Here is a 21,296-nt window from a genome sequence, read left to right as displayed (position 1 = left end):
GGGGTTGTGCTGCCGGCTGGCAGCACAACCCCAGGCACACCCACCCCTGACTGTCCTGTCACGGCGCACCACCGTGTCTGGAAGGGCTACACACATGGAACTGGACTACGACCGGCTGCTCAGTATGTGCAGACAGAACGTTCCCTCGTGAGGGTTACTGGCGGCCACCAACGCACCCTGCTGCTGAGCGTTGCGGTCGGCGGCCCGGCACGTCGTGTGGGTGTGATGCGTGCCGGGCGCGCGGGAGGGGGCCGGTGTCAGCAGCCCCCAACGGAGGTTTGGCGGCTCACCAGGGAGGAGTGCACATAGTAGTGGCCGGAGACCTCCGGGACCTGGACCTTGAACCACCGGTCGGAGGTGTAGTTGGAGTTAGGCGGTGAGACGAGCTCCCCGGTTGTCCAGCAGTCCATGTGGACGGCCTGGCCGTTGCGAAGGTAGTTCATCTTCTGTGAGCTCGTGTTGGGCTGGGCCCGCCACCAGGCTCCGCCTGAGTTGGACTGGATCACGGACGTGTAGGGGACGTCTGCCGGGGCGGCTGCAGCTGGTGTAACCACTGCAGCCGTGAGGGCAGCTGCAACGGCAGTGACTCCGCAGGCGACGCGAAGGCGCAGTTTGGTGGGAGCAGCGGTCGGTGAGCGCATGGGCTCTCCCTCTTTTCCTGTCCTGATGGGTTGTTGTGCTGGACAGGTTCAGCAAGACAGCCGGGGCAATCTCCGTACAGAGTTGTCCGAGACTTTGGGTTTTCCCCGGACAACCTGCAGGGTGGCGGCCTTGTTGTCCGCGCTGGTGGCAGGCGGCATTTTGGGGCGTGATGTGATCCGTGAGTGGGTTACCGGCAGTGGTTCAGACCCACGCCGCCGCGGTAGGCCGGGGCGATGTAGACCTCGCAGATGTAGCCGGTGCGCCCGTCCTTCCACTTCGCCAGGTACCAGCGGTCGGAGGAGACCGCGTCAGGGTTGCGGTTGATCCCGGTGGAGGTCATATCCGCATTGGTCAGTGTCTCTCCGCGGGTCCAGCAGGTGGCCACGAGTTTGGCGCCGCTCACCATCGACGTGTCGGCGAGCATGCAGTGGCGGATCCGGCAGCGGCTGACGGTCTTGGTAGAGAGATATACGGGGGTGCTGTCTTCGGTCAGGGTCGAAGGCCCGATGGCGACTTTGTTCTGCACGACCACGAGCGCGAAGGCCGGGGCGCTGTGGTGGGGCGCCGGGGAGTGAGGAGACAACAGTGCGGTGAGCCCCCCACCGACTGCGGCCAAGAGCGCAGTTGGGGCCATCCAGCGGAGGTGACGGTGGCGGGCCAGCCGAGCAAGGTGTCTGAACCGGTGAGGGGCCGACGGCTGGGGGATCGCATGCGTGGTCGGCTCCGCCCCCGGTGCGGTGTTCGAGGGTGCGGGGCCGGTAACGGGGACCATGTGCTGAGGCTGCTCATGCTGAAGTGGCGTCAGAGCACCCGCCGCTACCCTTGTTCCTTCCGTCTCCATCCTCCTGAGCTGGTTCCAATAGTGCTGCCAGGCGTTCGTGTCGCCGCCGCATGCCGTCACGAAGGCCAGCGTCGCAGGCAGCGTCGCCAGCCGCTGACCGGACGCCGCTTCCTGTAACGCGCTGATCGAGTAGTTGCACCGGGAGGCCATCTGGGCGTAGGTCAGTCCGCTGGCGCCACGCAGGTCACGCAGGGCGACGGCCAGTTCCCGGCGAGGTGTGCCGTCTCGGTGCAGGTGGTTCTCAGGACGTGCCACAAATCCCCCAGTTGCAGCGACGGAGCATGCCAGAGAGATCGGCACTTTAGCTGAGGGGGCCATAGCGGGAACACCGGTCGCAACACTGCCAATCCGGCCATATGTACAGGCTGTTGGTGGCCTCGTTCTACCGGACTGCCTTGCCGTAAGCGCGGTGCATGTCGGTGGCGCGGCGGGTGCCGGGACCCGGACGGCTCTACGCCCGCAAGGCCACTGTGATGAGCTCATGGATACTCGAGACGTGGCAGAGGTCTCCCACCGGCTTTGCAGCTGAGGACTCGATCGGTACGTACGGGACGAAGGGCATGACGACCAGGCCTTCGAGCGTGCATCCGTCAGGCAGGTCCACCCCGAGCGCGGATGGACGCCAGCGGATCCTCTCGAGGTAGCCGTTCCACTGCTCGCTCGCCGCCACCGCCTTGCGCGCGATCCTCTTGACCGCGTCGTAGGCACCGACGGTGTAGTCGGGCCCGGCTTGGAATGCCTTCGCGCTGATCAGCCACAGGGTCCCTGCGTGGAAGGCGACGGCATCGATGTCCGTAATCACATTGCCGTTCTCGTCCTTGACCTTCTTGCCGATCACCGAGCGCAGCGCGGAGGTCGGCTTCCAGGGTGTTGTGTCGATCGCCTCCTGCACAGCGGCTTCGAACGAGCTGCCCCATTCGTTGGCTGCGGCCCCTTCCTTGGCCCGCTCGAAGCTGTCCATCAGCAATGAGGAAGCGCGCGTGAGATCGACGACGACGTGACGCCCGACCGGCAGCACCACCTGCGCGCGGACCAGCAGTGTGATCACTTCGCGAACCGTCGCGCCCTCGCGCCAGGATGAGCCGAGCAGTTCGGGCAGCGCCGGACCGTCCTTCAAGCGAGCGGTGAACCAGTCGCGCGGGCAGCGCAGATAGCCGTACTGAGACCAGTCTCCCGGAACGGACTTCCAGGTTGCTCCGCGATCCGCGAGATAGGTCCACGCCGCTGAAAGGACCGCGGTGGCTGCCTGAGTCTCCAGGGTCAGGCCGACTCCGCTGGAGAAGGCCGCGGGTGCGAGGTCCTCGATGTTCGTGCCGAGCGGGAAGACCGGTCCGTATGTCTGAAGCAGTCGTGTGAGGTCGTCACGCGATACGAGGTCCTGGCCGCGCAGATCCGCCCAGGTGATGATGTTCGCAGACTCGCGGCGGTCCGTAACCGTTCTGGGGAACGAGCCCAGGTCGTTACCGCGGCCTCCGGTGAATTTCAGTCGGCCGTCGTAGAGACTGATCGCACGCTCAACGGTGTCGTCCGTGTCGACAACCTCCGGGACCAGGTGCGCGCCCTCCAGCCTGAGACTCTGGCCCTTGGCCACGCGCCTACGGGCGCTGTGTACGTTGAACAGCAGCATCCCGACCGAGCACAGCTCGTCCAGGTCGGTCAGGGCCTGGGGGGCAAGCCACCACCGGCTCGTGATCAGCTCGGCTGACTTGGACGGACGACGGCTGGACCCCACCTCACTCAGGGCGAAAGACAACACGGCCTCGGAGATCGAGGCACGGGCGGCAGGCAGCAGATCCGCCGGGTTGATCCGCCTCGTAATCACCAGCCAGCTGAACGCGGAACGTCGATCAGCGATCTGCCGCAACTGAACACGCAGAGCGTCATACAGCTGGGTCAACTGGTTCCATCCGGCCTCGCCCGCCAGGACACTGCTTGTGTCGATGCCGATCCGCTGCGCTTCAGTGGTAGCCCACTCCTGCCACTTCGGCATGAACCGCAGCATGAACCGGCCCCGGTTCGCCTCGACGAACGGCGCCTTGAGAATCCAAGCGGGAAAATCGCGGCGCAGCCGAGGGCGCAGAGTCCCGCCGAGCAGGTCTGCAAACTCTTCCACCACACCCGGGCCGAAGGGATGAGGGTACTGCCCGTCACTCTGAGACCCGTTCACCGACTGCGCCCTCCCCTGTCGCCCGATAGGACAATAAGAGCGTGGCCACCGTCGGCCACGCAAGGAAAGGGCCAGGCACTGCAGCCATGGTCGAGATGATGCCGCCCGTGTGGAACCAGCGGGCCCCGGCCGAGAACACCGTGTCCCAGTAACCCGCAGCAAGCGCGGGAGTTCTGGAAGGCGTTGATGGACAACGCCTCCTCCCTGATCACCGATGCCCGCACTCTGCTGTCCGCAGGGTCCTTCGGGCGGGCACGGTCCCTCACCGTTCTCGCGCAGAAGGAACTCGGCAAGGCCCTGCGGCAGTCTTCGGATGCGTACTGATGCCTGGGCTTGTGCGCCGTTGTGGTGACTCGGCGGGTGAGGTGAAGAGCAGGTGGTGGGTGTCTCGGTGTGAGAGGGACTATCCGGATCCTTGGTGGGGCGCCGGCCCACGGTGAGATCGAAGCTCCACGAGGTGCGTGGTCTGTGCGTATCTTTCGCTGCGTTCTTACAGGCCCAGCTCGGCCAGGGCGGCCTGCCGCTGCGGGCTGAGACTGGAGCGACGACGGCTCAGGTTGCTCAGCCACTGTCCCAGGCGTACGCGGTCGCCGTCGATCTCCTCGATGTGCCGCTGGGGAACGTTGAGATGGCCCTCCCGCTCTCGGAATGACCGTGCGGCGGCCACTCCGCGCCGGAAGGCACGCTCACGTGCCGGAAGCCGGCTGTCCTCGCTGTCAGGAACGGGCGCATCCTGCAGGCCGAGCCCCAGGTCCTTGAGGAGACGGCGCTGCTGGTGGTGCAGTTCGTCGCCCCTGGCAGACTGAGCCATGAGCCACTCCCCCGCCGGTGAAGCCGCCGGGTGCTCTTCCGCTTGCCGACGAGCAGCGTGATAGGCACGTTGCCAGGTGATCGGCCAGGGCGGGTTCCACCACTGATCCAGATCGCCGAGGGCGGCGGCGCGTTCTGCGGTAAGCGTCTCGGCACGAGTGCGTTGGGTGGCGAGCCAGCGACCTAGAGGAAAGTCGTCATGCACGCAGTCGACCGGAGCAGCGAGGTGACCGTGGTCGGCCGCGTAAGCGATGGCGTGGGCGAGGCCTCGGTCGAAGGCCTGCTGTCGGGGGTCCCAGATGATGCCGAGGCGTTCGAGGGCTTGGGTGCGGGCTGTGTCGAGGGTTCCGGTGGTGTGGAGGTGGCGTTGCCAGGTGAGCCAGCGGCCCAGGGGGTAGCCGGTGGTGTCCTCGTAGGTCTGGGGGACGTCGAGGTGGTGGTGGGTGCGGTGGTAGTGGCGTGCGGCTTTGAGGCCGCGGCGCCATTCGGCGCTCTTGGGAGCCAGGACCCGTAGGGAGAGAGCGAGGGCGACTTCTTCGGCCTGAGTGGGGCGATCGAAGCGCAGCCAGGCCTCGGGGTCTTCGGGGAGCACGGTGGGACGATGGGTGCGGGGGTCGGCCAGTCGTGCTTCGAGGCGGTCGTCGTGGGCGCGCAGGGCCTGGATGGTGTGCCACAGCGGGGTGTAGGCGTCGGCGCCGAGGAGGTCGTCGGGGTCTTCACCGGGGGTGAGGTAGACGGGGACGACGAGGGTGGCCTTCTTTCCGGCACCGGGCGGTTGACGCAGGGCGCGGCCGACGGCCTGGACTGTGTCAACGGGACTATTCTTGGGGTCGGCAAAGACGACAGCGTCGATGGCGGGGACGTCGATGCCCTCCCCCAGCACGCGGGCATTGGAGAGCACAGCGGGGGTGTGGGGGGCGGTGTGGGAGGCGAACTCCAACAGCAGGCGGCGGCGGACCTGAGGAGCGTGGTTGCCGCTGATCCAGTCCGCCCACAGATCGGCGGGCCGCAGCTCAGCGGGGAGGGAGGCGGCGGTGTCGGCCAGGGTGGTGGCAAACGCGCGGGCGTCGGCGACGCGGTGGTGGAAGGTGAGGATACGGAGCAGCCGGTGGTCGTGGATGGCGCGCAGGGCGGCGACTTGGCGGCCGGCCAGGCGTAGTCCGTCGACGCCGGCTCCCGGGCCGGTGGCTAGCCAGTCGCGCAGGTCTGCGTCAGTGACGACGGGGACGAGGATCTGGTAGTCGGCGAGCAGGCCGAGGTCGATGGCGTCGGAGAGGGTCAGCCGGTAAGCGGCGGGGCCGAAGATCTTTTCGTCGTCCATGGAGGCGAACGCTTCAGTCTCCCCGTCACGGGCTTCGTCCGGGTCCCAGATGCGAGGGGTGGCGGTCAGGTAGAGGCGGCGGGCGGCGGGGAGCTGGTCGTTGTGGTGGACGGCTGCCCAGGCTTTACCTAGGCGGCCGGCGGTGCGGTGGGCTTCGTCGACGACCACGAGGTCCCAGGGAGGGAGGTGGTGGGCGTGGTGGGCGGCGAGGACGGCGGGCAGGGAGGCGTAGGTGGCGTACGCGGTAACCGGGCCGGGGCGCGGTGGGGTGGCGAGGGCGGTGAGCTCGCCGGGGTCGGTGGTGAGGGGGGTGTCGGCGCCGAGCGGTTCATGGTCGAGGGCCTGGCGGGCGGAGCAGATGGCGATGGTTGTGCCTTTGCGGCCGGCCAGACGCCAGGAACGGATCGTCTGCGATAGCAGGTCCAGGGTCGGCAGCAGCACCAGTACACGGCCACGGGGGGCAATGCGGGCGGTGGTACGGGCGGCGATGAGGGTCTTGCCGGTGCCGCAGGCCGCGATCACGCTTGCGCGGGCGTGATCGCGGAGCGTGGCGGTCGCGGCGGCAACGGCTTCCTTCTGGTGGGGCCGCAGCTCGATTTCGGAAGCCATGAAGGTGTGCTGCTCCGTGGGGGTCGGCTGGACATTGGGGCGGGGCAAGGCGCCCCGCCCTGTCAAGGTGACAGGCTATTCGGCTGCTTCGGTCAGGTGGGCGAGGGTGGATCCGGCGGGGCTTTTACGGACGTGCAGGCGGTGAGTGATGCGGCGGCGCAGTTCGGGGACGTGGCTGATGACGCCGACGGTGCGGTCGTGGGCACGCAGGGAGTCCAGGACGTCGAGGACCTTGTGGAGGGTGTCTTCGTCGAGAGTGCCGAAGCCTTCATCGATGAAGAGGGTGTCCAGGGGGTTGCCGCCGGCTTCGTGGGTGACGACGTCGGCCAGGCCGAGGGCGAGGGACAGGGAGGCGAAGAAGGATTCGCCACCGGAGAGGGTGTCGGTCTTGCGGGGGCGGCCGGTCCAGGAGTCGGTGATCTCCAGGCCGAGGCCGGAGCGGGCGCCGCGGGCGGCTTGGTGGTCAGAGTGGGAGAGGGTGTAGCGGCCTTCGGACATGATGTGCAGGCGGGTGTTGGCGGCGGTGACGACTTCTTCGAGGCGGGCTGCCAGGACGTAGGCCTCCAGCTGCATGCGCACCCGGGCGCTGGGTGAGTTGCCGGTGACGAGTTCGGCCAGGTGGCGGGCGGTGAGGTGGACCTGCTCGAGTGGTTGCAGGCGCTGGATGGCGGTGCCGAGGTCGGTGGTAAGGGCGGTGAGGGCCTGGCTGCGGGTGTGGGCGGCATTGGTGGCGGCTGCGGCCTCGGCGTGCTGGTCATCCGCGGCGGCCCTTGCAGCCGTGGCGGCGTCGAGGTCGGCGGAAGGCTGCGCGGCGGCCTGCTGCAGTGCCGGGTTGTCCAGGACTGCGGTGTGCGCGGCACAGGCCTCGCGCCACTGAGTGATCTCTTCTTCGATGGTGCGCAGGTCTTCGTCGCTGAGCAGTGCCTGTTGGGCGAGTGCCAGGGTGTCGAAGCCCTGGTCTTTGGCGGCCTGGGTGGCCTGGTCGGTGCGGTGGGTGAGGGTCTGGACGGCGGTGGCGAGGCTGCGGGAGGCCTCGGCGGTCTCTTTGAGGCGGTCGGCGGTGCGGGTGAGGTCGTCGGCGTGGGCGGCGACGGTGGGATAGGTGGCGCGGGCTGCGGTGAGTTTGGCCGTCAGTTCGGTGAGCTGCTGGGTGAGGGTGTCGTAGTGGGTGTTGCGGGCGGACAGGCCGGCCGTGGCGGTGCTGTGTTGCTGGGTCTGGGCTGTGTGCTCGCCGTCGAGTGTGTGGAGTTCTTCTTGGATGGTGCCCTGGTCTGCAGCGCGGTCCAGGGCGTCGGTCAACTCTGTGGTGAGCGTGGTGTGCTGGGTCTGGAGGTCGGTCAGGGGGGTGTCGCCGGCTTCACCGGTGGCGGTGGCAGCCTGTTCGCGGAGCTCGTGCAGTACGGCCGCGGCGGCTTCCTGGGTGGCTTTGGCCTGCTCGTGGAGGGCTTCGGCGTCCTGCTCGTCCTGGCGTGTGGGCTGTCCGTCCTGGGGAGCGGCGGGCGCCGGGTGGGTACAGGATCCGCAGACTAGGCAGGGGGTGCCGTCGGTGAGGGTGGCCGCGAGTTCGGCGGCCATGCCTTCGGTGCGCTGACGGCGGATGGTGAGGTAGTCCTGGCCGGTCTGGCCGGTGACCGCTTCTGCATCGGCCAGCTGCTGTTCGGCCTTGGTGACCTTGGCGAGATGGGTGTCGCGGCGCTTGGCGGCTTCGAGGCGGGTTTTGAGGCCGTCCAGGGCGGTCTGGTGGCGGCGGCTTTCTTCTTCGGCCTGGCGGGCGGCTTCTCGCCGGGCTTCGAGGGTTCCGCGCCGGGCGGGCTCGGCTTCGAGCCAGTCCTGGGCTGTGCGTTGCTGGGTGGCGAAGTCCTGCCGTTCGGCGTCGGTGCGCTTCAGCTCGGCGGTCAGCCGGTGGACGGTGTCTTCTTCGGGGATGAGGGCGGTCAGGACGGCAGCTTCGGCACGAAGACGATGCTCGGCGGCTTCCAGCCGGCTGGCGTCAAGGTCCTTGTGTTCGGGCAACAGGTGCTCGCGAGCGGTGCGTTCAACGCTCTGGGCACGGGTGTGGTCGTCTGCGGCGGTGTCCGCGGCGTGCAGCAGCGGTGCTGCCCGTTGGGCGCGGCGGGCTTGGTCGCGGCGCTGGATGAGTGTGTCCTGGTGCGGTGTCTGTTCCTGGAGCAGGTCGAGTTGCTGCCGGGCGCTGATGTAGATGGTTTGCTGCTGGTGGAGTTCGCGGGCCGCGGCTTCGAAGGTCTGCTGTCTGACCAGGTTCTCCTTGGCCGTTGTGGCTGCTTGGAGTGTCCTGGCGTGGTCGGTGTGACTGACGTGGAGGAGATCCTGGGCCCAGGCGCGGGCGGGTTCGGTGAGCGTGTGCGGATCGTCGGGGGTGGGCGCCGTGTACTCGGTTGTCAGGTCGGGTCCGGCGGCCTGGTGGATGCGTTCGGCCAGGCGCAGCACGTCGGCTCGGGCGGCGTCGCGGTTCTTCTCGGTGGTGCGGCTGTGGTCGTTCAGCCAGCGCTCGATGAAGGAGAAGCGGCCGGTGCGGAAGAGTTTGCCGAGGAGTTCTCGTCGGCCGTGGGCGTCGGCGTGGAGGAACTTGGTGAATTCATTCTGCGGCAGCAGGACGACCTGGCAGAACTGATCCCGGCTCATGCCCAGCAGGTCGGTGACCTCGACGGCTGCCTCCTGGTGGGACTTACTGGAAGGTTCCCAGCGTCCCTGGCCGTCGGCGTCGACGGCCCATTCACTGAGCCGGGTTTCTGCTTTCTGGGAGGTCTCGCCTTCTCCGGATCGTTTGGGGCGCATCTGGGCAGGGATCCGGTCGATGCGCAGGCGGCGCCCTGCAAGAGTGACCTCGAGGGTGACTTCGGTTAGGAGGCCGGCGGGAGCGTGGTGGCTGCGCAGCAGCAGGTCGCGGTCGCCCGGTGGTTTGCCGTAGAGAGCGAAACAGATGGCCGCGAAGATGGTGCTCTTGCCCGCTCCGGTGTCGCCGTGCAGGAGGAACAGGCCGTCGGCGGACAGTGCGTCGAAGTCGATGGTGTGGGTGCCGGCGAAGGGTCCGAATGCCTGCAGGCGCAGGGTGTGCAGGCGCATGTCAGACGGTTTCCTTCTGCTGCTCGTTCAGGCGGGAGGCTTCGACGGCCTGCTGCAGCAGGTTCTGTTCGTCGGGGGTGGGGTCGGTGCCGCGCATGCTGTTGATGAAGTCGCCGGCGATGTCGAGGTCGCCGCGGCCGCGGATGCGCTGGCTGTAGGTGGGGGTGTTCGTGGCCTGGGCGGGGATGAGGGCGGGCTTGTGCTTGAGGCTGGCGGTGTGGGGGAAGCGGCGGCGCAGGCGGGCCATGGCCTCGAAGGGCAGGGCCGTGTCGGTGAGGGTGACCTCGAGCCAGGCATCCTTCAGCGGCTCGTGGTCGGGGTTGGTCAGGAGGTCTTCCATGAAGCCACTCACGCGTTCCAGGCGGAGCGGCACGGGGCAGGGCTGGCGGGCGAGGGCGGGCACGGCGTTGGGGGTGAGGTCGACCAGGGTGACCGACTTGGTGTGGCGGGCTTCGGAGAAGGAGTAGGCCAGCGGGGAGCCGCTGTAGTGGATGCGGTCGGTGACGCGCTGGGGGCCGTGGAGGTGGCCTAGAGCCACGTAGTCGATCCCGGCGAAGACGTCGGCGCCCACGTGGGCGACACCGCCCACGGCGATTTCGCGTTCGCTGGTGGACTCCTCGCTCTCATCGCGTTCCTCGGGCTGTCCGGTGCCGGAGGTGACGAAGGCGTGCGCGAGGACCACGGACCGGGTGCCGGCCGGCTGGTTGTTGGTGAGGTCGGCGTGGATGCGGTCCAGGGCTGCGGTCAGTACTGCGCGGTGGGAGACGGCTTCGGCTTCCAGACGGTCGCGGACCATCGACGGCTCAAGGTAGGGAATGCCGTACACGGCGACGGGGCCGTCGGCGTCTTCGAGGAGGACCGGGATGTCGCAGGTATCCGGGTCAGTCCTCAAGTGGATCCCGGCACGGGCGAGGAGGCCGGATCCGACGCCGAGTCGGTGTGCGGAGTCGTGGTTTCCGCTGATCATGATGATCGGCACGTCGAGGTCGGCGAGCTGGTGCAGGGCGCGGTTGAACAGGCGTACGGCGTCCAGGCTGGGGATGGCCCGGTCGTAGATGTCGCCTGCGACGAGGATCGCGTCGACGTCCTCGGTTCGGGCGGTGCCGACCAAGTGGTCGAGGAAGGCACGCTGGGCGGGGATCAGGTCTTCTGTGTGGAACCGGCGGCCCAGGTGCCAGTCCGAAGTGTGCAGAAACCGCATGAGCACAGACGGTAACTACAGGGAGAGTGGTTACGGGCGGTTTTCCTGATAAACGGGCGTCGCAACGAAAACCGTGACGTGCCACGTGAGGTTGCGCATTTTTGTCCCGGCCGGCGAAGTATCGCGCCAGGGAAGCATGTTCGTGTCAGGGTGATGCCATGTAGTGGGCTGAAGCGCTCCGGGATCGGTGGAGGCTCTATGCATTGGCCCCGGCTGCCGGTTGGGGCTGGTGTTGAGCTGGATCGAGCACATGCGGGCCAGACGCCTGTTCGGCAACCTGCTCACCGAACGCACCACCGCGATCGAGGAAGTTCCCGTGAAGGTGATGCGGCTGCGCTGACACGAACGACCACACCGACCGCCTCGACTCGTCCCGCTCCGCGCCCTTCTGAGGTACACCCATGCCGCTGCCGCACGACGACACCCGCACCACCGTCGAGACCTATCTCGCCCGCCACCCTCACGAGCGTCCACAGCTCGGCGGCCTCCTGAAGGCCCTCGACCGGCCAAACGACATCGCCAGCCGCTCCACCCTCACCGGACACGTCACGTGCGGCGCGATTGTCATCGACCCCCTCGGCCGCGTCCTGCACGGGCTGCACCGTGCGAGCGGGAAGGTACTCGCTCCCAGAGGACACGCCGAGCCCGAAGACGAGTCCCTGGCAGACGCGGCTCTGCGGGAGCTGCACGAGAAGACCGGGATCCCACCCCAAGCCGTGGCACCGTGGCCCGGCTACGAGACCGTGCCGTTCCACATCGACATCCACGACATCGACGCCCACCCGGGCAACGGCGAACCCGGCCACCCGCACTTCGACCTCCGCTTTCTCTTCCGTCTGCTCACCGCGGCAGAAGTGCCGGTGGTGCTGCAGGAAGAAGAGGTGGCCGGCGTCGAGTGGCGTCCCATGGACAGGGTGACTTCCCCCTCACTGCGCGAGAAACTGCTCAATCTCCCACCCGCCGCCGAACCGGTGACCGCCAACGCCTCCGCCCTCATCTACAACGACCGCGGCGAGTACCTGCTCCACCTGCGCGACTACTTCCCCGGCCAGATCTGGGAACCGGGCATGTGGTCACTGCTGGGCGGCGGCCGAGAACCCCAGGACGCCACCCTGGAACACACCGTGCGGCGTGAGCTGCACGAGGAAGCCGGCCTCCACCTCACTGACCTGACCCCGTTCGGCACCGAGGAAGCAAAGAGCGACGCCGGCACGACCGTGCCCATCGCCATCTACGCCGGCCGCTGGAACGGCGACCCTCGTGATCTCCACCTGACGGAAGGGGTGATGCTGGCCTGGTTCGCCCCCGACGACCTCCACCGCCTGCGCATCGCACCCACCACCAGCGACCTCGTACGACGTCACGCCGCCAGCCACCCGGTCGGCGCATCCTGCACCGCGCCGCAGGGCGGGGCCGCATCGGAAGAAAAGCTCCGCCCGGCCTCCCCGCACGGCACGGTCCTCAACGTCGTCGGCGTCCACCTCTACCTGGAGCGACCCGATGGAACAGTGCTGCTCGGGCTGCGCCACCCCGACTCCGCGTTCGCGCCCTCCACCTGGCACGCCCTGGCCGGCCACTGCGAGCAGGAGAGCGCCATCACCTGTCTGATCAGGGAGGCACAAGAGGAGGCCGGCCTGCAGATCCAGGCCCAGGACGTCGAACTCGTCCACGTCGTCCACCACATCGACCGGGCCGGGGACCAGCCCCGCATGGGCCTGTTCTTCCGCGCCAGGACCTGGACCGGCGAGCCAGACCTGCGCGAGCCGGACAAGTGCACGCAGTGGAAGTTCTGGGACCCGACCGCGCTTCCCGACAACCTCGTCCCCTACACCCGGGTTGCCATCGAGGGAATCCGCGCCGGCCGCCCCTACTCCGAAACGGGATGGGATGAGCACGCCTCCGACCACGCACACACACCCGAGGACGTGCAATAGCTCTCCGAGCAGGCGGTGGGACGCATCATCACCTGGACGGACACCTCCTAGGCCCGCGAGAACAGCCGGGTATGGGGGCCCACGGAGCAGAGGGCGGGACCTGGTACGTCAGGCTCCAAATGTCCTTTGGCCCTCGGCGCGGCGCCCGGAACCTTGCTCGGCTCGGGCGCCGTGTGGTCACAGCATCGCGGGGGCTGTTCAGACGGCTGTCAGCTGCCGGTATTCGTGTGTGGTGAGCGGGAAGCGGGAGGAGAGCACGTCGGATTGCACCTCGCCGGTGAGGGCGGCGAGGAGGAATTCGGTGCAGGTCATGGGGTAGTGCTCCCAGCGGTCGCCGCGGGCCTCATTCACCATGACGGTCCACTCGTCGGGGTGCTGGCCTGGTTTTGCGAGCCAGTAGAGGCATTCGCCATTGTCGGTGGTGGCCCAGGGGATGACCCGGCTGCCGACGTCCGCGAGTTCGTCGGGCTTCTTCTCGAACTCCCAAAGTCCTTCCAGGGCTTCGGTCTGCTGGTCTTCCCACTCGATCAGGTCGTAGTTGTCGTTGGGACAGCCTGGTTCGAGAAGGTAGAGGTAGTCGTCCCAGTTGCTGCCGCCGTAGGCGCGGATGAGTTCCTTGTAGTCGGTGGGGAGGGCGACGCCGAGCTGCTCCTGGACCGCGTCCCAGTCCGGGCTCCGGGGCTGGGAGGGCGGGGTGATCAGCTGGGTGAGGCGGGCGAGTGCGGCGTTCATGACGCTTTCCTCCGTGGATGTTCCGGAAATGCAGCGTCCCTTGTACCCGTCTCCGGCTGCCCTGAGGTTGAGTTACTCCCGGCCTGCTGAAGCTCCCGGTGCAGGACGTTCGGCGGCCCATCTGTGAAGTCGAGGGCCCGCCGGTGAGGCCGGCTTGTTGCGAAGCGGTGCGAGTGTGCTTGCAAGCCTGCGGCGCACCACGCCGGACACCCTGAGTTGCCGAACGGCCGAACGCTACTGCTCGCCTTGTGTGGCGCGCTGCCAGGCGTCGCGGATGGCTGCGGGGATGCGGCCGCGGTCGGGGACGTCGTAGCCGTTGGCGCGGGCCCACGCGCGGATGGTGTTGGTGTCGACCGACCGGCTCGTAGGGGGCGCTGACGGTGCTGCGTCGTCACGGCGGGAGGGCGTGAAGGTGATGCCCTGGTGGAGAACGTCCGTGGGGAAGAGGGGGATGTGGAGTTCGCCGCTGAGGAAGGCGGTGAGGAGGTCGGTGAGGGTGCCGTCGTAGGTGTACCAGTCGTGGCCGCGGGCTTCGTTGATGGCGATACGCCAGTGGTCGGGATCGGACTCGGGTTCGGTGATCCAGAAGAGGTAGTTGCCGTTGTCGGTGACTCCCGCGACGAGGAGGTGCCGCGGGTCGTAGGGCACGGGGAAGGTGCCTTGGTCGCGGTCTCGCTGGAGTTGTTCCTGGACGCTGGCGGCCAGGGGTCCGGTGAGGCTGCCGGACGGGTGGTAGACGTGCAGGAAGTTGCAGAAGCTGCCCGGCCCATAAGCGGCGGAGAGCTCTTTGTAGTCCCGGGGCAGCGGGCGGCCGAGAGCACGTTCTGCGGCCGTCCAGTCGACCGCGGGTGGGGCCGCGGGTGGGGGGCAGAGCCGGGTGAGGTCGTCGATGGTGCTCACAGGAGTCCTCGTCGGTGTCGCTGTTGCTGCTCGTGGGCGGGGTTGTCCAGTAGCTGGTCCAGGGCGAAGCCCTTGGTGCCGTGGGCTTCGAGCTGAATGTACTTCGGGACCGAGTCCGGCAGGTCGTCGCTGTATTCGAGGTAGACGTTGTAGGTGATGACTTCGCCGTTGTGCTGGACGGCGTTGTAGATGTCCTGTTCGTGGTCGCGCATGTCGGGGCTGTTGGTGGGGTTTTGCGTGATGGTGAAGAGGTTGTCGAGGGTGTCGCCGGATCCGCCGAGCATCCGGGCCAGCATGTGGCCGCGGGCCTGGTTGTAGTCGCCGCCGAGGAAGCCGGGCGGCTCCAGTGAGTTCCTCGCGTGGGTGCCCTCGTCGAGCATGTCCCTGGTGATGACCGCGTTCATCTCGTAGGGGCGTCCGTGCTCGTCGCGGGTGAAGGTGACCCGTCCGCCCCAGGTCGGATCGGCTGTGCAGCCGGCCAGGCCGAGCGGGTCGGCGAGGGTGAAGGGGTTGGGGACGTAGGTGTAGTGGTTGACGGCCGGTGCGAGGCCCAGGGGGTCGGGTGTGGTGTAGCGGCCGAGTTCGGGGTCGTAGTAGCGGTTGAGGTTGTAGTGCAGGCCGGTTTCGGGATCGAAGTACTGGCCGGGGTAGCGCAGCGGCGTGTATGCGGTGGCGTCGCGGTGGGACTGGGTGGAGCCCCAGGCGGTGCTGCGGCTGTGCCAGGCGATGGTGCCGTCGGGGGCGATGAGGTCGGTGGGGGCCCCGGCAAGGTCGGTGACGATGGCGAAGAACCGTCGGTCGCTCTCGCCCTGTTCCTGGGTTTTGGCTTCGCGTTGCGCCAGGGGGTGCAGGCCGGTGTAGTCCCAGATGAGGGTGACACCGTTGGTGTGCTGCTCGGCGAGCTGTCCGCCGTCCCAGCAGTAGGTCGTCACATCCTCGATGCGGCCGTCCGCGCGCAGCCGGTGCTTGGCGGTGCGGCGGCCCAGCGCGTCGTAGAAGTAGCGCCAGGCCACGTCGCCGGGGGCCTGGACCTGGGTGAGGCGGTCTTCGGCATCCCAGGTGAACGTCCAGGTCAGCTGTTTGCCGCTGAGCGTGGTGACGCGTTTTTGGGCGAGGCGGCCCTGGACGTCGTAGGTGTAGTGGGTGCGGCCGGCCTGGGTGACACGGCTACCGGAGTAGGTGCGTTCGCCGGCGGTGTCCTGGCCTGGAGTGCCCGGCGGCAGCGCGGCGTGCATCTGGTCGCCCGCTGTGTTGTAGGCGTACTGCTCGCTCCAGCCCTCGGCGGTGACGGCAGTGATCCGGCTGGCTGCGTCCAGCGTGTAGGTGCGCCGGCCGGTGCGGCTGTCCTCGATGGTGTGCGGGGTGCCGTTCGGGGTGTAGGCGAAGGAGCGCTCGAAGAGGGTGTCGTGCGCACTGGTGAAGGCCTGGTTCACGATGCGGCCGACGGGATCCCACGTCTGGCTGAAGGTGAGCTGGTCGTCGAGGGTGCGGGAGACTTCCCGGCCGAGCACGTCGCGTTCGAAGCGGAAGGTCTGCTCCCCCACCGTGTAGGCCGCGAGGCCGCGCTCGTCGTAGGTGAGGGTGCTGGTGGCGCCGGACGGGGTGCGCCGGTGGGTGCGCCGTCCCAGCACGTCGTAGGCGCGGGCCAGGGCGCGGCCGTTGACACTCTCGGTCACGACACGCCCGGCCAGGTCCCGTTCGAGGTGGATCTGGGCGTGGGGGTTGGTGACCTCCACCAGGCGACCGGCGATGTCGTAGGTGAAGGTGGAGGTGGTGCCATCGTCGTGCTGCATGCGCACGATCCGCCCCAACAGGTCACGCTCGTAGGCCAGGGACTGTCCGGCGGCGTTGGTGCGGCGGGTCAGACGCCCCAGGGCGTCGTGTTCGTAGGTCAGGGTGCGGCCGTCGAAGTCCGTCTCCGCTGTCAGGCGGCCGGCAGCGTCGTACTGGTAGCGCCACTGCTGCCCCTGGGCGTTCACCACGGTGGCCAGGCGCAGTTCGCTGTCGTGGGTGAACTGGTAGGCGGCGCCGTCGGCGGTGCGGGTGGCGGTGCGCCGGTCGAAGTGGGTGACCGCGTGGGTGGTGGTGTGCCCGGCCCGGTCGGTGTGGGCAAGCAGGTTGCCCTCGCCGTCCCAGGTCCACTCCTCGCGGGTGCCGTCGGGCAGTTCCCGCCACAGGGGCCGGCCCTCGATCGTCCAGGTCATGCGCATCGTGCCGCCGAGGGCGTCCGTCACCTCGGTGACCCGGCCGAAGCGGTCACGGACGAGGGTCACGCGGGCCCCGTCGGGGGCGGTGATCTCCACCGGCAGGCCTGCCGCGTCGTTGCGTATCCGGGTGACCTCGCCGGCTGCGTTGCGTACCGCGGTGACGTGACCGCGTTCGTCGACCTCGTAGTCGGTACGGGCTCTGTCGATGTCGATGACGGCGGTGCGGTTGCCGCGCGCGTCGTAGGCGAAGTGCCGCTGGCGGCCTCCGCGTTCGGTGATGGTCACCGGAAGGTCCAGGTCGTTGAAGACCGCGGTGGTGCGGAGCCCGTCGGGCGCGACGAAGCCGACCAGGTTGCCGCGCTCGTCGCGTTCGAAGCGCACGGTGTGGCCCAGCGCGTCGGTCTGCTCCAGGATCCGGTCCCGCGCATCGAACACGTAGGCGGTGGTGTGGCCCAGCGGGTCGGTCTCCGCGACGATCTGCTGCCGCTCGTCCAGCTGGTAGACGGTCGTGGCACCCATCGAGTCGGTATACCGGGTGATCCGGTTGGTGGTGTCGTAGGCGAACGTGGACGAGAGCATCCCGGACGGCCCCACCGTCTGCACCACGCGGCCGGCCGCGTCGTAGATGTAGCGGTAGGTGGAGTCGTTGCGGTCGGTCCACGACGTGATGCGGCCCAGGGTGTCGTAGGTGAAGCGCAGCGGGATTCCGGAGGAGTTGATGACCTCGGTGAGATCGCCGTCTTCGTCGTAGCCGAACTCGATGACGGGCAGGGCTGGTTCGCCGTCGTTCTGGCCGCGGAGGGCGAGGGCGGTGACGCGGCCACGGTCGGCGGAGATGCTGATGTCGTAGCCGCCGCTGTGGGTGATGTCGAGGGGGCGGCCGGTGGCGTCGCGGTGGATGTCGATCTGGTTGCCGTTACGGTCCTCGATGGTGGTCAGCCACAGCTGCCAGCCCTTGCCGCCCGGCTTGGAGAAGTAGCGCGTCCAACCGGTGCGCGGATCAGTGGCCGCGAACTCCAGATTCTGGGCGCCCACCTCGGAGATGCGCCGCAGCGGGATACGCGGACCTTCCAGCGGCATCACCTCTGGCGTCTGCGGGCCGGGCAGCCGGTCGTAGATGAGGACGGTGCCGTCCTCGCGCGCCCACATCGCCTGGTTGCGGATGTCGACCTCGATGCGTTCGTCCAGCGTCGAGGCCCACGAGCGGCCGAACCACACCCCGAAGGTGTAGTCGGACAGGTGCGTGCGCTTGAGGACCAGCGGCAGCACCCCGGGAAGATCCAGGTCCTTTTGTTCCAGCAGCATCTGGCCGCTGGCCACATCGACCGGGTCGGTACGGCAGATGCGCTTGTCCGGCTCCACACCGTGGTGGCGCGCATCATCGCGGGCGCTGTTCAGCGGATCTGGGCCCTTGCCACCCCGCCCGCCGCTGCGGGCGCCGGGCACCCTGGGGGTGTCCGACTCCCCCTTGGTCAGCGTCTTGAGCCGGTCGGAGATGTCGCTGTCGTTTTGGCGATGGGTGCGCGAGGTGGCACGCAACCCACCAGGCACGTCCTCCGTAAGGTGCTTGCCGACCTTCTTCAGCGCCTTCTCCGCACCGTTGAGCGCACCATGCAGCACGGAGTCGAACGCCTGGGTGAACGGATCACGGCCCCTCGTGCGGCCGAAGGCGCCCTTGGCCCGGCCCAGCGAACCGAGCGAGTCGGTGCTCATGGCCTCGCCGTGGCGGGACAGCTTGCCCGCCCCGTTCTCGTACTCCTCATGGTCGATGAAGACCCGGCCACCACCCCCTCCCCCGCCGCCTCCGGAGGGTCCGCCTGCCGAGGCGAGGGTCATGCCGGTGTGGATGCCGCCGTGACCCCCCTCCCCCGCACCGGCGCCGCCGGTGGCAGGCGGGAGCTTGATGAGGTTGTCGGTCAGGTCCAGGACCGTGTCCTCGACCATTTGCTCCAGCCGGCCGGTGATCGGCTCGGTGACCCGGGCGAGGAGTTCGTCGACGATCTGGTCGGCCGCCTCGTCGATGATCCGCTTGATCAGCTGGCGCATCGCGGCCGTCTCCGCCGCCCCGACGATCGCCGACAGGCCGCCGGTCACGACCGCAAGACCCAGGCTGACACCGATCGAGGCCGCCATGGCACCGAGTTCGATCTCGGCCTTGGTCTTCATCCCGAAGATGATGTCCGCTACCACATCACAGGCATCCGAGAACAGCCGGGCGATATCGGGCACCTTCTCCAGATGCCCGGACTTCACCAAGTCCCAGTGCTCCTGCAGCGCATCGACCGCAGCACCCTCACTGGAGGCCAGAATGCGGCTGACCGCCGCATGCGCCTCCGCACCGTGCCCCTCGAACTGGTCCGCGAACTCCCGCATGGCATCCGCCATTTCACGGTAGTCGTCCTCGTCGACGTTCGGCCAGTTGATCCCGATGAAGTCCAGGATCTCGTCCATCCAGCCAGGCAGGACGTAGCCCATCCCCCGTGAACCCCCCTCAAAACCACGGCCACTTCACGCGCACCAACCCGAAGCACGCACCCCCGCCACCCTAACCGGAGGGCCCACCTGCGGATCATCCCCTCCACACGGCACGAAGCCGTCTGGTGCGTAGGGGCCGTCTAGGGTGGTGTGGCTGCTCGCCTGGAAGTACCGCACCAACTCGCCCTGGCGGGACCTTCCCGACGAGCTCGGCTCGTTCAAGACCGCGCACAAGCGGCTGATCAGATGGGCCGTCGACGGCACCTGGGAGATGATCCTCACTGCCGTCCTGGCGGCAGCGGACGCCGACGACGACATCGACTGGACAGTGTCGGTGGACTCCACGGTCGTCCGGGCCCACCAGCACGCCGCCGGAGCCCTCAAAAAGGGGCAGCCCACCCGGCGAGCCCGCCGATCACCCACTCGGACGCTCACGCGGCGGACTGAGCACCAAAGTCCACCTGGCCGCAGACGGCCGGGCATGACCCCTCGCCTTCACCGTCACCGCAGGCCAGGCAGGCGATGCACCCGCCTTCGAAACGGTGAGGTCCCGCATCCGCGTTGCCCCGCACCGGCTCCGGCAGGCCCCGGACCCGACCCCTGGCCGTTCTGGCCGACCGCGCGCACTCCACCCGCGCCATCCGCAGCCACCTGCGACGCCGAGGCATCCGTGCAGTCATCCCGCAGCCCTCCGACCAAGTCGGCCACCGCCTGCGGCGAGGCCGACTCGGCGGCCGACCGCCCGGCTTCGACCGCGAGACATACAAGCAGCGCAACACCGTCGAACGGTGCATCAACCGCCTCAAGCAGTGGCGCGGCCTGGCCACACGAACCGACAAACTCGCCATCGCCTACCAGGCCGCACTCCACCTCACGGGCATCCTCATCTGGACCCGCCACTGACCAAAGAGACAGAACCTAAAGCGCGTTACAGAAGGCCGTGAGTTTGCAGGTCAGGTCCCGTCTACGGCTGTGCTGATCACGCGGACAGGGCGAGGTTGTGCATGTGCGCGACCGCTTGTACGGCGTGATGCAGGCCATCGCCGTGCTGTCGGCAGTCACGAAGGATCTTGTAGTTCTTCAGGCGGCCGATCGCATGCTCGACCCGTGCACGGACCCGGCGATGCTCGGCGTTGTCGGCTTGTTCGCCGGCCAGCAGCGCCCGGCCGGGTCGTTTGCGGTGCGGGACGACCAGGCCAGTGTTGATGTAGGCGCCGTCGCCGAGCACCGTGGCTCCCTGGCACTGCTCCGGCAGGCCGGAGTTGCGCCAGACATGGGCGTCGGCCTTGTTGCCCGGGGCGGGGCGGGCGGTGGCCACGACCAGGCGGGTGTCGGCGTCGATGATGGCCTGCACGTTCGCGGAGAACCGGTAGTTGCGGCTCAAGGCGCCGACCTTGCGGTCGCGCACCGGGACCAGGGTGCCGTCGACGATCCACAACCGGTCCGCGGCATCGGCCGGACGCGAGGTCGGCGCGATCGCGAGGAGGGGGCCAAGCCGCTGGATGACACGGCACACGGTGGCCGGCGAGATGCCGAACAGTGGCGCGAGATGCCGCATGGTGAGGTTCGTCCGGTAGTAGACCGCTACCACCAGCACCCGCTCGGAAAGCGGCAGACACCACGGCCGGCCGATCCGCGGCCCATCGCCACCACGCTCCCGCACCGCCTTCAGCAACCGCTCGAACTGCGTCATCCGCAGCCCCGTGAACGTCTCCACCCACAACGGATCAGCCCTCAACACCCCACGCATACAAGGAAAATGCCCAGATCACGGCCTTCTGCAACGCGCTTTAGTCGGGCTGGGCGAGGGGGACTTCGTCATCGTCGACGGGATGCTCATCCCGACCGACCGCTTCAAGGCGGACGAGCCACACTACTCGCAGAAACACAAGCAGCATGGCATGAACATCCAGGTCATCGCGGCCCGGCGGAACCCCGCTGTGGTTCTCGCGCGCGACACCAGGACGTACCCACGACCTCACCGCGGCCCGCGCCCACGGCATCGTCCAAGCCTGCCTGACCCGCCAGATCCTCGTCCTCGCCGACCGGGCCTACCAGGGTGCCGGCGCCACCGTCCGCACCCCCTACTACCACCACCACGAACAGCCCGAGCACTACCAGCAGTTCAACCGCGACCACGCCCGGCTGCGGGCTCCCGGCGAACGCGCCTTCGCACAGCTGAAGTCCTGGCGACTGTTACGGCGAGCCAGATGTTCAACCCGGCGTATTAGCACCGTCGTACAAGCCATCCACACACTCTTGACCTGCGACTATTGAGGATGAAAGAGGTTCAGTGAGGGCTTCTCGGAGTTCATCACAGTCTGTTCGCTCAGCGATCAATGTCACCAGCCCGTTTATAAGCGCACAGCCCAG

At 68.1% G+C, this 21,296-nt stretch carries 11 protein-coding genes and 3 pseudogenes; 4 read left to right on the top strand and 10 right to left on the bottom strand.

The window, feature by feature from the left end:
• Positions 1-257: 257 nt before the first annotated feature.
• The 3 genes from D1369_RS42665 to D1369_RS42655 form a co-directional block, all read right to left on the bottom strand.
• Positions 258-443, bottom strand: coding sequence for a hypothetical protein (locus D1369_RS42665; protein WP_037902719.1), 186 nt, complete (start codon positions 441-443; stop codon positions 258-260).
• 386 nt (positions 444-829) lie between these two features.
• Entirely contained in the window at positions 830-1,168 is a 339-nt protein-coding gene (locus tag D1369_RS44445; protein ID WP_237557729.1) for a hypothetical protein, read from the bottom strand.
• 766 nt (positions 1,169-1,934) lie between these two features.
• Positions 1,935-3,650, bottom strand: a complete 1,716-nt coding sequence (locus tag D1369_RS42655; protein ID WP_007387275.1) for a hypothetical protein — start codon at positions 3,648-3,650, stop codon at positions 1,935-1,937.
• Positions 3,651-3,821: 171 nt separating this feature from the next.
• Here D1369_RS42655 and D1369_RS42650 point away from each other — a divergent pair.
• Positions 3,822-3,974: pseudogene (locus D1369_RS42650) on the top strand (AbiV family abortive infection protein); the annotation flags it as partial.
• Between the two features lie 166 nt (positions 3,975-4,140).
• Here the strand turns inward: D1369_RS42650 and D1369_RS42645 are convergent.
• From D1369_RS42645 to D1369_RS42635, 3 genes are all read right to left on the bottom strand, one after another.
• On the bottom strand, positions 4,141-6,390 hold the full coding sequence (locus tag D1369_RS42645; protein WP_037902709.1) for a DEAD/DEAH box helicase: 2,250 nt from the start codon (positions 6,388-6,390) through the stop codon (positions 4,141-4,143).
• A gap of 75 nt (positions 6,391-6,465) precedes the next feature.
• Positions 6,466-9,474 carry an SMC family ATPase gene (locus tag D1369_RS44685; protein WP_007387272.1) on the bottom strand — a complete coding sequence of 1,003 codons (3,009 nt, stop codon included), beginning with the start codon at positions 9,472-9,474 and terminating at the stop codon, positions 6,466-6,468.
• A 1-nt stretch (position 9,475) separates the two neighbouring features.
• The gene (locus D1369_RS42635) at positions 9,476-10,675 is read right to left on the bottom strand and encodes an exonuclease SbcCD subunit D (RefSeq protein ID WP_007387271.1); all 1,200 of its coding nucleotides are present in this window, start codon (positions 10,673-10,675) and stop codon (positions 9,476-9,478) included.
• Between the two features lie 401 nt (positions 10,676-11,076).
• On the opposite strand from D1369_RS42635, the gene D1369_RS42630 reads away from it, so the two are divergent.
• Positions 11,077-12,609 carry an NUDIX domain-containing protein gene (locus tag D1369_RS42630; RefSeq protein WP_007387270.1) on the top strand — a complete coding sequence of 511 codons (1,533 nt, stop codon included), beginning with the start codon at positions 11,077-11,079 and terminating at the stop codon, positions 12,607-12,609.
• A 198-nt stretch (positions 12,610-12,807) separates the two neighbouring features.
• Here D1369_RS42630 and D1369_RS42625 read toward each other — a convergent pair whose 3' ends face one another.
• The 3 genes from D1369_RS42625 to D1369_RS44680 all read right to left on the bottom strand — a co-directional run bounded on the left by D1369_RS42625 (position 12,808) and on the right by D1369_RS44680 (position 18,923).
• Positions 12,808-13,341 (bottom strand): SMI1/KNR4 family protein, encoded by a 534-nt coding sequence (locus tag D1369_RS42625; protein ID WP_007387269.1) that lies wholly within the window; start codon positions 13,339-13,341, stop codon positions 12,808-12,810.
• Between the two features lie 234 nt (positions 13,342-13,575).
• Entirely contained in the window at positions 13,576-14,241 is a 666-nt protein-coding gene (locus D1369_RS42620) for a histone-like nucleoid-structuring protein Lsr2 (protein WP_007387268.1), read from the bottom strand.
• Entirely contained in the window at positions 14,238-18,923 is a 4,686-nt protein-coding gene (locus tag D1369_RS44680) for an RHS repeat-associated core domain-containing protein (RefSeq protein WP_007387267.1), read from the bottom strand. Before D1369_RS44680 ends, D1369_RS42620 begins: the two co-directional genes overlap by 4 nt.
• A gap of 157 nt (positions 18,924-19,080) precedes the next feature.
• Here D1369_RS44680 and D1369_RS42610 point away from each other — a divergent pair.
• Positions 19,081-19,826, top strand: a pseudogene (locus D1369_RS42610) (IS5 family transposase); the annotation flags it as partial.
• Between the two features lie 76 nt (positions 19,827-19,902).
• Here the strand turns inward: D1369_RS42610 and D1369_RS42605 are convergent.
• Positions 19,903-20,673, bottom strand: a complete 771-nt coding sequence (locus tag D1369_RS42605) for an IS5/IS1182 family transposase (RefSeq protein WP_007387266.1) — start codon at positions 20,671-20,673, stop codon at positions 19,903-19,905.
• A gap of 37 nt (positions 20,674-20,710) precedes the next feature.
• Between D1369_RS42605 and D1369_RS42600 the strand changes: the two are divergent.
• Positions 20,711-21,200: pseudogene (locus tag D1369_RS42600) on the top strand (transposase family protein); the annotation flags it as partial.
• Positions 21,201-21,296: the final 96 nt, after the last annotated feature.

This window comes from Streptomyces sp. CC0208, from assembly GCF_003443735.1.
Taxonomy (GTDB): Bacteria; Actinomycetota; Actinomycetes; order Streptomycetales; family Streptomycetaceae; genus Streptomyces; species Streptomyces sviceus.
This window is presented reverse-complemented; position numbering and strand designations above follow the sequence as displayed.

What these genes read in the sequence shown, in the direction of transcription:
- D1369_RS42665 (WP_037902719.1), bottom strand. Translation starts at nt 443, where the DNA reads ATGAACTACCTTCGCAACGGCCAGGCCGTCCACATGGACTGCTGGACA.
- D1369_RS42645 (WP_037902709.1), bottom strand. Translation starts at nt 6,390, where the DNA reads ATGGCTTCCGAAATCGAGCTGCGGCCCCACCAGAAGGAAGCCGTTGCC.
- D1369_RS44685 (WP_007387272.1), bottom strand. Translation starts at nt 9,474, where the DNA reads ATGCGCCTGCACACCCTGCGCCTGCAGGCATTCGGACCCTTCGCCGGC.
- D1369_RS42635 (WP_007387271.1), bottom strand. Translation starts at nt 10,675, where the DNA reads ATGCGGTTTCTGCACACTTCGGACTGGCACCTGGGCCGCCGGTTCCAC.
- D1369_RS42630 (WP_007387270.1), top strand. Translation starts at nt 11,077, where the DNA reads ATGCCGCTGCCGCACGACGACACCCGCACCACCGTCGAGACCTATCTC.
- D1369_RS42625 (WP_007387269.1), bottom strand. Translation starts at nt 13,341, where the DNA reads ATGAACGCCGCACTCGCCCGCCTCACCCAGCTGATCACCCCGCCCTCC.
- D1369_RS44680 (WP_007387267.1), bottom strand. Translation starts at nt 18,923, where the DNA reads ATGGGCTACGTCCTGCCTGGCTGGATGGACGAGATCCTGGACTTCATC.
- D1369_RS42605 (WP_007387266.1), bottom strand. Translation starts at nt 20,673, where the DNA reads ATGCGTGGGGTGTTGAGGGCTGATCCGTTGTGGGTGGAGACGTTCACG.